This is a genomic window from Pseudomonas sp. NPDC085632, from assembly GCF_044541255.1.
Taxonomy (GTDB): domain Bacteria; phylum Pseudomonadota; class Gammaproteobacteria; order Pseudomonadales; family Pseudomonadaceae; genus Aquipseudomonas.
The window spans coordinates 56,438-68,989 of sequence record NZ_JBITSX010000019.1; the positions used below are offsets into that span (position 1 = coordinate 56,438).

A 12,552-nucleotide genomic window follows, 5' to 3' on the forward strand; every position below is an offset into this window, starting at 1 on the left:
TTTCTCAAGCCGCCCCATAGCCAGATTCAATAGCGATGTTTGCCCTGATGAATTTCTGCCAGCACTTCGTCAGTGACCCGAACGTAAGTCTGCGTGCCCGGCAGCCATGCGTAGATCGGATCATCGCCCGTCTGGCCCGGGTCGAAGCCTTCATTTTTTAGTCGGGTTTTCTGGTATTTGAAGGTGCCTGTGGTTTCCATTTTCACCTTCACCCGCAGAAATAACGGCACCGCGTAGGCCGGCATGCGCTCCCGGGCGAAGGTCAGCAACTCGGCGAAATCCAGCGTCGCAAGGGACTCTGCTGGCGTGATCGCCGCCATGCCGGCGCGGCCGTTGGTATTGCAGATCTCCACGCCATAAGCCACCGCCTCGGAAATATGCGGGTGTTGCAGCAGAAGATTTTCGACTTCGGTGGTCGAGACGTTTTCGCCCTTCCAGCGATAGGTGTCGCCGAGGCGATCGACAAATTGAGCGTGGCCGAAGCCGATGTTGCGTAGCAGGTCGCCGGTGTTGAAAAAACGATCGCCTTTGCTAAACACGTCGTGCAACACGACCTTGGCGGTTTTCTGTGGATCGGTGTAGCCGTCCAATGGAGCTTTTTCATCGATCCGTGCCAGCAAAAGCCCCTGCTCGCCTTTGCCGACCTTGCGCATGAATCCGTCAGGACTGCGGATCGGCTCGCCGCTGTCGTGATCGTAGGCCACCAACTCCCAGGCCATCAGCGAGAAACCGATGGTGTTGTCGAAGTTGAGAATGTTGGTGAAACCGATATTGCCGTCGCTCGCCGCGTACAGCTCACAGATGTGTTCGACGGCAAAACGCGTTTTGAACTCGGCCCAGGCGCCGGGGCGCAAGCCGTTGCCGATCATCTTGCGCACATCGTGACGGCTGTCATCGGCGCTGACCGGTTGATCGACCAGATAACGGCACAACTCGCCAACGTAACCGAGAGTGGTCGCGCGATAACGGCGCACGTCGTTCCAGAATTGACTGGCGCTGAACTTGCGGCGAATCGCGAAACCCGAAGCGCCGTTGACCGCCGAGCCCCAGCACACACAGAGACCCGTGGCGTGGTACAGCGGCAAGGTGCAATACACGACATCGTCGGGGCCCATGTTGAGGGCAATCATGCCGAAACTGGCGGAGCTGCGCATCCAGCGCCCATGCTTGAACACCCCGGCCTTGGGCAGGCCAGTGGTGCCGGAGGTGTAAATGTAGAAACACGGATCGTCGAAAAATACCTGCTGACTGCTCGGCGGATTCTCAACGGAGGCGTCGGCACTGGCGCTGATCAGATTGATATAGCCTTCGGGCGCAATGCCCGGCTGGCTGTAGGTGTCCTGATCAGCGACGAACCAGGTGCGCGGCGCGGTAATCGCCACTTGATCACGAATCGCCGCAAATGCCGGAACCAGCTCTTCGCCGACGACAATCGCCACCGGCGCCACCAGATTCACACTGTGGATCAGCGTGTCGCGGGTCTGCGAGGTATTGAGCAGCGCGCTGACCGCACCGACCTTGGCCAGCGCCAGAATCGTCACCAGCAGTTCCGGGCGGTTTTCGATAAACACCGCGACCACGTCGCCCTTGCCGATGCCCTGCCCGTTCAGATAGTGAGCGATGCGGTTGGCCCACTGATTGACCTGGGCATAGGTCAGCCGCACATCGCCCTGCAATAACGCCGGCCCCTCGGGGTTGCGCAGCGTCGCTTGCTCGAACGTCCAGCCAAGGCCACAGCTTTGGGTCGGATCCGTGACGTTGGCTACCTTCATGCCCTTGACCACCCGTGGGATGGCCTTGGCAATCATCGGCAGTTTGCGGAGCATCATGCTCCAGGTAATCGTGTCGCTTGGCGCGTGACTCATGACAACTCCCCGTTCGACCTTGACGTGCAGGTCGATGTTTTTATTTTTCGGGCTTTGACTTGAAGCAACCGGCGCATTCGAGCACAGGTCGAGGTCGAAAATACGTCAGCGCTTCTCGGGCTGTACACGCGGTTTTTGCAATGTTTTGTATCCGCTGATCTTTCGGGAGCCGTGCTGATCTGCGGATGGGCGATTGGTTCCGTCGAATAGACGATGATCCCGCAAAATGCAGGATGCACGATGGCCATTCATGCAGTTTGCACGACGACCTCAATTTTCATCAGTTTTAAATCATTGATTTATAACGATATTTTTATTTTCAAATGCTGGCACAATCGCTGCAACCTCCTCTGCATGCTTGCCATTCAAGTGCATACGGAGCTGAAAGACATGAGCCTGATCCAAGAAAAATTTACCTCCCTGTTCTCCAACTTCGACGTCACCACTGCGCCACGTCCCGATGGCGGGATCCTGCTGACATTGCGCAGCAGCGACGGCAAAGTGTTCAAACGCGCACTGACTTATCAACAACTGCATGCCGGCGACCAACTGTCGTGGGCGATCAGCGCAATTCGTCGTGACCTGGCGGAGCAAGCCAGTGAGCTGCCGCAAATCGGCATGCTGCAGAGCCAGCAGCGTTTTGCGCTGCCGACGTATCACTCGCTGTAATTTTTAAAGCGCTTTAAACAAAACAGGCCGTGAAGCATGCGCTTCACGGCCTGTTTTTTTTGTGCGCGATCTCCATTGCGATCGCTAACTCTTTGTAGGAGCTGCGGAACGCTGCGATCTTTTGATCCTGATTCTAAAAACAAGATCAAAAGATCGCAGCGTTCCGCAGCTCCTACAGGGATTGTGTGGGTTAGAAGGCCTCGGGTTCGATGCCGGTGAAGGTGTCGACGGTGATGTGACTTCCCAGCTCGCCGCCTTCACGGGCGAGGCCGCAGGTTTGCAGGCCGGCCGATTGCGCGGCATCGAGCTCTTCGACGATGTCCGAAAGAAACAGGATTTCTCCCGGATCTACGCCAATGGCTTGCTGAATATTGGTGTACGACTGCGCGTCACGCTTGGGCCCCGACGTGGTGTCGAAATACCCGCTGAACAGCGGCGTCAAATCCCCCGCCTCCGAGCAGCCGAAAATCAGTTTCTGCGCCTGAATAGAGCCCGACGAATACACAAACAGTTGATAACCCGCCGCGTGCCAGCGCTGCAGCGCTTCAACGGCATCCGGGTAAACGTGGCCTTTCAACTGACCGGCGTGATAACCCTGGGCCCAGACCATGCCTTGCAAGGCCTTGAGCGGCGTGGCTTTGCGGTCTTCCTCGATCCAGCTCAAGAGAATTTCAACAACCCGTTCGACATCGGCTTGCGGCGCATTGCTGTCACGGCGCACGGCGTCAAGTTGCTCGGCAACATCGGCGCGTTCGGCGTTCTGACGGACGAAATCCGGCAGGTGTTTCGCCGCGTACGGAAACAGCACGTCAAACACGAAACTCACCGCGCTGGTGGTGCCTTCGATGTCAGTGACAATGGCTTTGATCGACATCGAATCAGTCCTCCAGACGCGGGAAACGGCCGGCGATGTCTTCGCCAGTGAAATTGGCAACCCAGCCTTCAGGGTTGTTGAACAGGCGGATCGCCACGAAGTGCGGATGCTCGCCCATGTCGAACCAGTGTTTGGTGCCGGCCGGTACCGAGATCAGATCGTTCTTCTCGCAGAGTACCGCGTAGACGTAATCGTCGATGTGCAGAGTGAACAGCCCACGGCCAGCGACGAAAAAGCGTACTTCGTCTTCGCCATGCCGGTGTTCTTCGAGGAATTTGGCGCGAAATTCGGCTTTTTGCGGGTGATCGCTGCTCAGGCTGATGACGTCGACGGTGATGTAACCACGCTCGGTCATCAGTTTGTCGATCTGTTCCTGGTAAGCGCTGATCACTTCCTCCTGGGTGGCGCCAGGCTGAATCTTCGCAGCGGCTTGCCAGCGATCGAAGCGCACGCCTTGCTCGGCCAGGGTCGAGGCGATGTCTTCAAAGTGGGTCAGTACTTTGTTGGGAATGTCGGGGCTTGAGACGTGATAGACGGACAGGCTGCTCATTGGGGCAATTCCTCGGTATCGGCCTTGCCGTCCGGTTCTTGCAGACCGGTCGGGCACAGCATTTCATCAGGCAAATGGGCTACTTCCGGTGAAGTCAGCCTTGGCGGTTCATGACGCTGCGGGTTTTCAACTCGCACTCAAACAAAAATTCAAAGGCCTCGATCTGGCGCAGCGCGTCGTTCATCAGTGCGCCCCAGGTGTAGAGGCCGTGGCCGCGAATCAGATAACCGACGCAATCGGGATGGGCGTCGAGCCAAGGCTGCACCTTGGCGGCGAGGCGCGCAATGTCCTGATCGTTGTCGAAAATCGGCACGCGCACCCGGGATTCATGGGTCGAGATGCCGCTGAAGGCTTTTTGCAGCTCGTAATCTTCGAACTCGATAAAGTCTTCCGGCGTCAGGCGCGACAACACCGTGGCGTTCACCGAATGGGTGTGCAACACCGCGCCGATCTCCGGACGCCAGCTATAGAGTTGGGTGTGCAGCAGGGTTTCGGCGGACGGCTTTTTGCCCGGTTCCAGGCTGTTGCCGAAAAGATCGGTGGCGAGCACATCGTCCAGACCCAACTGGCCCTTGTGCTTGCCCGACACGGTCAGCAGCGCTTCACTCGGCGACAGGCGCGTCGAGTAATTGCTGCTAGTGGCCGGCGACCAGCCGCGACCATAAAGAAAGCGCCCGGCATCGACGATTTGCTGGGCGAGTTGTTCACGCGTAAGGCTCATGGCCTGTCCTCTTGCATACGTGTGGCAATGATAACGGCAGCAGCGAGCGCCGCGAGACTGGCAATACTAAAGGTCAATGTCGCGCCGAGGGCATTCCAGCTGTAACCGGAATACAACGCGCCGAGCGCACCGCCGGTGCCGGCCAGTGCGGCGTACAACGCCTGACCCTGCCCTTGCTGGCGCGCACCGAAGCTACGTTGCACGAAAGCGATGGCAGCGGCGTGAAAACTGCCGAAGGTGGCTGCGTGCAGAATCTGCGCGAACAGCAACACCCAAAGAAACTCGGCGAACGAACCTAGCAGCAACCAGCGCAGCGCCGCCAGCAGAAAACTCGCCAGCAACACCCGGCGCAAGGAAAACCGCGCAAGAATCCGGCTCATGGCCATGAACATCAGCACTTCGGCGACGACCCCCACGGCCCAGAGCATACCGATGGTGCCGCGTGTGTAGCCGAGCCGCTCCAGGTGCAAGGTCAGAAAGGTGTAATACGGGCCGTGGCTCATCTGCATCAGCGCCACGCAACCATAAAACGCCAGCACGCCGGGATTACGCAGTTGCTTGAGGAAACCCTCGCCGGTCGGTCGATTGCCTTGCGGCGGTTGCGCGTTCGGCACCCACAGACTGCTGAGGACGATGCCGGCCATGATCAGCACCAGCGCCGCCGGGTAGATATCGAGGCTGAGCCATTCGAACAGCCGCCCCAGAACGACCACGGTAATGATGAAACCGATCGAGCCCCACAGACGGATCTGGCTGTAACGCGAGGTCTGCCCTTGCAAATGTGCCAGCGTAATCACTTCAAATTGCGGCAGCACCGCGTGCCAGAAGAACGCATGCAGCGCCATGACCATCGCCAGCCAGGCGTAGGTCTTGCTGACGAAAATCAACGAGAAGGTCAGCAGCGTGCACACCGCGCCGAAGCGCACGATGGCCAGGCGTTTGCCGGTGTAATCGCCGAGCCAGCCCCAGATGTTCGGCGCCACGCAGCGCATCAGCATCGGGATGGCGACCAGCTCACCAATGCGCGCCGGACTGAAGCCGAGGTGGTCGAAGTACAGCGCCAGAAACGGCGCTGTCGACCCGAGCAAGGCGAAATAGAACAGGTAGAAACTGGACAGCCGCCAGTAAGGAAGCGCCGCCACGCCGGTTATGCCGCGACGGCTTTAAAGCCCGCCATCAAAGCTGACCCAGCACCGGCGTGCTCACACGCACATCGGCGTTCTGCCCACGGTGACGCAGCAGGTGATCCATCAGCACGATGGCCATCATTGCCTCGGCAATCGGTGTGGCGCGGATGCCGACGCACGGGTCGTGACGGCCCTTGGTGATGACATCGACCGGGTTGCCGTGGATGTCGATCGAACGGCCCGGGGTCGTGATGCTCGACGTCGGCTTCAACGCCAGATGGGCAACGATCGGCTGACCGGACGAGATGCCGCCGAGGATGCCGCCCGCATTGTTGCTGAGGAAGCCTTGCGGGGTCATTTCATCGCGGTGTTCGGTGCCGCGTTGTGCAACCGAAGCGAAACCGGCGCCGATTTCCACGCCTTTGACCGCGTTGATGCTCATCAGCGCATGGGCCAGCTCAGCGTCGAGACGGTCGAAAATCGGCTCGCCCAGACCTGGCATGACGCCTTCGGCGACCACGGTGATTTTTGCGCCGACCGAGTCTTGGTCGCGACGCAATTGATCCATGTAGGCTTCCAGCTCAGGGACTTTGTCCGGGTCCGGGCTGAAGAAAGCGTTCTCTTCCACCGAATCCCAGGTCTTGAACGGGATTTCGATCGGGCCGAGCTGGCTCATGTAGCCACGAATCACGATGCCCTGAGTGGCGAGGTACTTCTTGGCAATCGCACCCGCCGCTACGCGCATCGCGGTTTCGCGCGCCGAGCTACGGCCACCGCCACGGTAATCGCGCTCACCGTATTTGTGGTGGTAGGTGTAGTCGGCGTGGGCCGGGCGAAACAGATCCTTGATCGCCGAGTAGTCCTTGGACTTCTGGTCGGTGTTGCGGATCAGCAAACCGATCGAACAACCCGTGGTGCGCCCTTCGAACACGCCAGAGAGAATTTCGACTTCGTCGGCTTCCTGACGCTGGGTGGTGTGACGGCTGGTGCCCGGCTTGCGACGATCAAGGTCGCGCTGCAGGTCTTCGAGGGAGATCTCCAGGCCCGGCGGGCAGCCGTCGACAATGGCGACCAACGCCGGACCATGGCTTTCGCCAGCGGTGGTGACAGTGAACAACTTGCCGTAGGTATTGCCGGACATGCAGGACGCTCCGTGAAATCAAACCCAAATTCGTGATGCGCGCCAGTATACGCAGGCTAACCGAGTAGTTCATCCTCGAACCTTAGTGGTGCTGGCGAGTCCAACCGGCACCTTGGCGAATGATGGCGTGATGATGCTGCGAGTTTTGATCTTGAGTCTTACCCTGTTTACGGGCTTTGCCCAAGCGACGGTCCTACAACGCCCGGTCACTTTGGATACCGGCACTGGCGAGCTTTTCGGTTCGCTGCTGCTGCCAAAATCTGACAGTCCGGTACCGGTTGTCCTGATCATTTCTGGCTCGGGTCCTACGGACCGTGACGGAAACAACCCCGACGGCGGGCGTAATGACAGCCTCAAGCGCCTGGCCTGGGTGCTGGCCAAACACAACATCGCCAGCGTGCGTTACGACAAGCGCGGGGTGGCCGCGAGCCTGGCGGCGACGCCGGATGAGCGCAATTTGTCTATAGAAGCTTACGCGGCGGATGCGGTGGCGTGGGGGCAAAAGCTCAAGGCCGATCCGCGTTTCGGCAAGCTGATCCTGCTGGGCCACAGTGAGGGCGCGTTGATCGCCAGCCTCGCCGCGCCGAAAGTCGATGCGGCGGCGGTGATTTCCTTGTCTGGCAGCGCCCGCCCGGTCGATCAGGTAATCCGCGAGCAACTGGCCCGCAGCCTGCCGCCACCGCTGATGCTGCGCAGTAACGAACTGCTCGACAGCCTCAAGGCCGGCCACACCGACGACAATGTGCCGCAGCCGTTGCAGGTGATTTTCCGCCCGAGCGTGCAGCCTTATCTGATTTCACTGTTCCGTCAGGATCCGGCGAAAGCTTTTGCGCAATTGAAGATGCCGGCGCTGATTGTTCAGGGCAGCAACGACATCCAGGTCGGCACCGAGGATGCAAAACGGCTCAAAGCCGCCAAACCGGACGCCGAATTGGTGGTGATCGAAGGCATGAACCACGTGATGCGCATCGTGCACAACGATATGAAGCGGCAATTGGCCTCGTACAAGGATCCCAATTTGCCGCTGGCAGCGGAACTGGGCAGCAAAATCATCGAGTTTATTGACGGACTTCGCACCCGTTAAGCGTTGTTTGCCCTCCAGTCCTGCAAAAAACGGCCGATAAGTCTTTGTCGCCAGCGCAATGGCTGGCGACAAGCAGGGCTTGGACAGGATCTCGCCGTTATGACTGATACCCCGACTTCACCCGACACCACCGCTGAAAAAGACGCACCGCCAGCGGTCGAGCTGCCGTGGGCGGATGTCCACGTCGAGCACCACAAGATGCTCCGCCTGGCCCCGCTGCAGACCGATCGCAACACTGGCGGGCGCCCCTTGCGCTTCGTCGAATTCGGCTATGCCGAGCGCAACAGCAAAGAAAAAAGCCTGATGCGCATGGCGATCAAACTGCCCGGCCAGCGTGTGCGCAAAGAGCAGAACCAGCTGGACGTGTGGGTTGATCACACGACCAAGCGTGTGCACTTCGGCCCCGACAGCGGCTTGCAGATCGAACCCATGAACCGCGGCATCGGCCGTTACATGGCTGCGCAAGGCATCAATTGGGCGAAAAAACGTTGGCCCACCTACACCGTCGACGGCATGGACTTGAACAACAAGGACGCGCTGAACGAGGACACCCGTCTGCGTCGCGATCATTTCCTGCGCGTGCATGGATTTGATGTGGTGTACGCCGATGCCCAGCACTTGAAGGGCAGCGTCAAGGAAGTGCAGGTTGGCGATTTGCTCGGTGACTGGAACAGCGAGAAGCTGCAGATCGTCGAGATTCTTGAAGCGGCGCAGATGCTTCAGCAGGCCGAGCAAAATCTGGCCGAGCAGGAAGTGAAGCTGAAGAAGCAGGAAGACAAAGTCAGCAAGTTCAAGCGTGAAGATGCCGGGTTGCGCTTCACCATTACTTGTCTGGTGGCGTTTGCGGTGTTTCAGGCGGGGTTGTTGATCTGGATTGCTACGCACCGGTAGATCAAAAGATCGCAGCCTTCGGCAGCTCCTACATTGGAATTGGTGTACACCCTGTAGGAGCTGCCGAAGGCTGCGATCTTTTGCTTTTAGGCTTTAAACGCGGGAGGCGAACAAAGCCTGATGATCGCGGCACTGCTCCGCCGTCAGCATGAACACGCCATGCCCGCCGCGCGCGAACTCGAGCCAGGCGAAATCGACTTCCGGGTACAACGCGTCAACATGTACCTGGCTGTTGCCCACCTCGACAATCAGCAAGCCCTTCTCGGTCAGGTGGTCCGCCGCTTCAGCGAGCATGCGTCGAACCAGATTCAGACCATCATCGCCACACGCCAGGCCCAGCTCAGGCTCATGCTGATATTCATCCGGCATGTCAGCGAAATCTTCCGCATCAACGTACGGCGGGTTCGACACGATCAGGTCGAAACGCTGCCCCGGCAAACCATCAAATCCATCGCCCTGCACGGTGTACACGCGCTCATCGACGCCATGCCGTTCGATATTCTGATTGGCCACTTCCAGCGCCTCGAACGACAGATCCGCCAGCACCACTTCGGCGTTCTGGAACTCGTAGGCGCAGGCAATACCGATGCAACCGGAACCGGTGCACAGGTCGAGGATGCGCGCCGGCTCGGTGCCGATCCATGGGGCGAAGCGGTTTTCGATCAGTTCGCCAATCGGTGAACGCGGGATCAACACGCGCTCGTCAACGATGAACGACATGCCGCAGAACCAAGCCTCACCCAACAGGTAAGCGGTCGGGATGCGTTCTTCGATCCGGCGCTTGAGCAGGCGTTGCAGATTGACCAACTCATCGTCTTCCAGCGCGCAATCGAGGTAGCTGTCGGCGATTTCCCACGGCAGGTGCAACGCTCCCAGCACAAGCTGCCGGGCTTCGTCCCAGGCATTGTCGGTGCCATGGCCGAAAAACAGATCCTCCCCATGGAAGCGGCTGACGGCCCAACGAATGTGGTCGCGCAGGGTACGAAGTCGGGAAGTGATCACGGGGCAGAACTCCAGAAAAAACGACTGGCGATTCTACCAGCCAAAACGCGTGACGACGACGCAGGAAAAACATCGCGGCGACGATAGGAGTTTTCTTTTTTTTGCATCGGTCATTGAACAGAACGTGTAACTTGACAAGGCTGCAGGCCAGTAACGACGGTGCCTACGATGGTAGCGATTCACAGAACCGCTCAGCCAGAGGACAATGTCGCAAAAGCCCCACCCCAAGGAGCCCCAGAATGTCCGTTCCAAAAACGATGTTTCAACTCAGCGGTCGCGGTTACGCAGCGGCCACTCTGAGCCATGCCACCGTGGTCATCATCGATGCCCAGAAAGAATATCTCAGTGGCCCGCTGGCCCTGAGCGGCATGGACGCGGCCGTCGCGAACATCAAACAAGTGGTTGCCGCAGCCCGTGCAGCCGGTCGGCCGATCGTGCACGTGCGTCACCTCGGCACTGTCGGTGGCCTGTTCGACCCGCAGGGCGAACGTGGCGAATTCATCCCGGGCCTCGAGCCACAAGGCGATGAAACGATCATTGGCAAACTGCTGCCAAGCGCATTCCATGGCACCGAGCTGCTCGATCGCCTGCAAAACCTTGGCTCACTGGATTTGATCGTCTGCGGTTTCATGAGCCACTCCAGCGTCAGCACCACCGTGCGTGCAGCGAAAAACCTGGGCTTCCGTTGCACCCTGGTGGAAGACGCCTGCGCGACCCGCGACTTGCCGTTCAAGGGCCGCGTGCTCAGCGCCGCCGTGGTGCAGGAAGCTGAAATGGCGATCATGGCGGACAACTTCGCCACCCTCGCGCTGACTCAAGACCTGATCTGATCTGCTCTGATGAGCGGCTCAGCGCGCCGCTCATCCGCAAAACCCTCTCATTTGCCGCAAATGCCATAGCCTCAGGAACAACCCGGTCAACTCCCGGTCGAAGGGCCGATACCCATTGAGGAAGGTCGGAATGAAGTTATCCGATGGATTTGACGCACGCCGCTTGCGGCCCAAAGGCCAAAGCAACTGGCGATTTCGATTCGGCGCGGCGATCGCGGCCATTCTGGCCACGTTCGGCGTGCTGCTGGCGATGGCCGGGGCGGCCAGCCTGCTCGGGCGCCCACCGGCACTCGGTGACTTGAACGCTACGCCGATGGGCTCGGCGATCATTCTGGCGGTCGGTTTGCTGTTTCTGTATTTCGGTGTCGCCCTGTGGCGCCGCTGCCGCCGTCGCGCACGGCAATCGCGGGAACTGAACATGTCCCCGCACCTGATGAAAAAACACGACTGAATCACCGGCCTGGCTTTTTGCCGGGCCGTTTTGTTTCGACTTGGGTAAACTGGCCGCCCTTCGCGGAGGCTGACATGCAAGACGACGATTTTTCCCTGTTCAAAAACGAGTTGCGCGGCGTCAAGCCGATCAAGCACGACCGCGCCGACACCGGCAAACCAAAGGCTGATCGCGCACAGATTGCCAAGCTGCGCCAGTCCGCCACCGTGCGCACCGACACCGCTACCGTGGATGGTCTGTCCGATCAGTTCGTGATCGACGTCGGCCCGGAAGACGAGCTGATGTGGTCACGTGACGGCGTGCAGGAAAGTCAGATGCGCAAGCTCAAGGTCGGGCAGATCCCGTTCGAAGGCAGCCTCGACCTGCATGGCATGAGCGTGGAAAAGGCCCGCGAAACCCTCTGGGCGTTTCTCGCCGAAGCGACCAAATTCGAAATCCGCTGCGTGCGCGTCACCCACGGCAAAGCTGTGCGCCTGGACGGCAAGCGGCCGATGATCAAAAGCCACGTCAACACTTGGCTGCGTCAGCATGCACAGGTGCTCGGTTTCTGCTCGTGCCAGGCCAAACACGGTGGTGCCGGCGCGGTTTACGTGATGCTCAAACGCACGATGATGGAAGGTCGCGACGAATAATCCCGTTACACCGAACTTGCAGGGTTGTGTCCGCCACCGTACCCTTGCCCTTTGCGAAAATCCCCACAGGTAGTTTCATGTCCCTGGAACAGAATTACACCGCGATTCTCGGCCAATTGGGCGAGGACGTGTCCCGCGAGGGCCTGCTCGACACGCCAAAGCGTGCCGCCAAAGCCATGCAGTACCTCTGCCGCGGTTATGAACAGACGCTCGAAGAAGTCACCAACGGTGCCTTGTTCAGCTCCGATAACAGCGAAATGGTGCTGGTCAAGGACATCGAGTTGTACTCGTTGTGCGAACATCACCTGCTGCCGTTCATCGGCAAGGCGCACGTCGCCTATATCCCGAGCGGCAAAGTGCTGGGTCTGTCGAAGGTCGCACGAATCGTCGACATGTACGCTCGTCGTCTGCAGATCCAGGAAAACCTCAGCCGCCAGATCGCCGACGCCGTCCAGCAAGTCACCGGCGCGCTGGGCGTGGCCGTGGTGATCGAGGCCAAGCACATGTGCATGATGATGCGCGGTGTCGAGAAGCAGAATTCGTCGATGATCACCTCGGTGATGCTCGGTGAGTTCCGCGAAAACGCCGCGACCCGCAGCGAGTTTCTCAGCCTGATCAAGTAATTCGTTACACGAAAAAAACCGGCATTCATCGCCGGTTTTTTTTCGTCCGTGAAAAATCGGGTAAGCTGCGCGCCTTTCTCAATGTGCACCGT

The 12,552-nt window shown here is 59.2% G+C and carries 14 protein-coding genes; 7 read left to right on the plus strand and 7 right to left on the minus strand.

What is annotated here, in order from left to right; genetic code table 11:
* Window positions 1-26 precede the first annotated feature (26 nt).
* Complete coding sequence (locus ACIF4X_RS14690; protein ID WP_397482687.1) at window positions 27-1,865, minus strand: long-chain-acyl-CoA synthetase; 1,839 nt, start codon at window positions 1,863-1,865, stop codon at window positions 27-29.
* Window positions 1,866-2,255: 390 nt separating this feature from the next.
* Here ACIF4X_RS14690 and ACIF4X_RS14695 point away from each other — a divergent pair, with 390 nt between their 5' ends.
* Window positions 2,256-2,534, plus strand: coding sequence for a DUF3509 domain-containing protein (locus tag ACIF4X_RS14695; RefSeq protein WP_053118700.1), 279 nt, complete (start codon window positions 2,256-2,258; stop codon window positions 2,532-2,534).
* Between the two features lie 190 nt (window positions 2,535-2,724).
* Here the strand turns inward: ACIF4X_RS14695 and mtnC are convergent, their stop codons facing one another.
* The 5 genes from mtnC to aroC all read right to left on the minus strand — a co-directional run bounded on the left by mtnC (window position 2,725) and on the right by aroC (window position 6,947).
* Window positions 2,725-3,408, minus strand: coding sequence for an acireductone synthase (gene mtnC / locus ACIF4X_RS14700; RefSeq protein WP_397482688.1), 684 nt, complete (start codon window positions 3,406-3,408; stop codon window positions 2,725-2,727).
* Window positions 3,409-3,412: 4 nt separating this feature from the next.
* A complete protein-coding gene (locus ACIF4X_RS14705) occupies window positions 3,413-3,958 on the minus strand; it encodes a 1,2-dihydroxy-3-keto-5-methylthiopentene dioxygenase (RefSeq protein ID WP_397482689.1) in 546 nt (181 codons plus the stop codon).
* A 94-nt stretch (window positions 3,959-4,052) separates the two neighbouring features.
* Complete coding sequence (locus tag ACIF4X_RS14710) at window positions 4,053-4,679, minus strand: methylthioribulose 1-phosphate dehydratase (RefSeq protein WP_397482690.1); 627 nt, start codon at window positions 4,677-4,679, stop codon at window positions 4,053-4,055.
* Window positions 4,676-5,821 (minus strand): MFS transporter, encoded by a 1,146-nt coding sequence (locus tag ACIF4X_RS14715; RefSeq protein ID WP_397482691.1) that lies wholly within the window; start codon window positions 5,819-5,821, stop codon window positions 4,676-4,678. Before ACIF4X_RS14715 ends, ACIF4X_RS14710 begins: the two co-directional genes overlap by 4 nt.
* 34 nt (window positions 5,822-5,855) lie before the next feature.
* Complete coding sequence (gene aroC, locus ACIF4X_RS14720; protein ID WP_064118641.1) at window positions 5,856-6,947, minus strand: chorismate synthase; 1,092 nt, start codon at window positions 6,945-6,947, stop codon at window positions 5,856-5,858.
* Between the two features lie 130 nt (window positions 6,948-7,077).
* On the opposite strand from aroC, the gene ACIF4X_RS14725 reads away from it, so the two are divergent.
* Window positions 7,078-8,031: an alpha/beta hydrolase gene (locus ACIF4X_RS14725; protein WP_397482692.1), complete on the plus strand. Its 954-nt coding sequence runs from the start codon at window positions 7,078-7,080 to the stop codon at window positions 8,029-8,031.
* A gap of 99 nt (window positions 8,032-8,130) precedes the next feature.
* Entirely contained in the window at window positions 8,131-8,922 is a 792-nt protein-coding gene (locus ACIF4X_RS14730) for a hypothetical protein (RefSeq protein ID WP_150794495.1), read from the plus strand.
* Window positions 8,923-9,015: 93 nt separating this feature from the next.
* Here the strand turns inward: ACIF4X_RS14730 and prmB are convergent, their stop codons facing one another.
* Window positions 9,016-9,924 (minus strand): 50S ribosomal protein L3 N(5)-glutamine methyltransferase, encoded by a 909-nt coding sequence (gene prmB, locus ACIF4X_RS14735; protein WP_397482693.1) that lies wholly within the window; start codon window positions 9,922-9,924, stop codon window positions 9,016-9,018.
* Between the two features lie 239 nt (window positions 9,925-10,163).
* Between prmB and ACIF4X_RS14740 the strand changes: the two genes are divergently transcribed.
* The 4 genes from ACIF4X_RS14740 (at window position 10,164) to folE (ending at window position 12,460) form a co-directional block, all read left to right on the plus strand.
* Window positions 10,164-10,754 (plus strand): cysteine hydrolase family protein, encoded by a 591-nt coding sequence (locus ACIF4X_RS14740; protein ID WP_007914026.1) that lies wholly within the window; start codon window positions 10,164-10,166, stop codon window positions 10,752-10,754.
* Between the two features lie 130 nt (window positions 10,755-10,884).
* Complete coding sequence (locus ACIF4X_RS14745; protein WP_007914024.1) at window positions 10,885-11,205, plus strand: hypothetical protein; 321 nt, start codon at window positions 10,885-10,887, stop codon at window positions 11,203-11,205.
* A 74-nt stretch (window positions 11,206-11,279) separates the two neighbouring features.
* On the plus strand, window positions 11,280-11,837 hold the full coding sequence (locus ACIF4X_RS14750; RefSeq protein ID WP_397482694.1) for a Smr/MutS family protein: 558 nt from the start codon (window positions 11,280-11,282) through the stop codon (window positions 11,835-11,837).
* 77 nt (window positions 11,838-11,914) lie between these two features.
* On the plus strand, window positions 11,915-12,460 hold the full coding sequence (gene folE / locus ACIF4X_RS14755) for a GTP cyclohydrolase I FolE (protein WP_003204506.1): 546 nt from the start codon (window positions 11,915-11,917) through the stop codon (window positions 12,458-12,460).
* The last annotated feature ends 92 nt before the right edge of the window (window positions 12,461-12,552 follow it).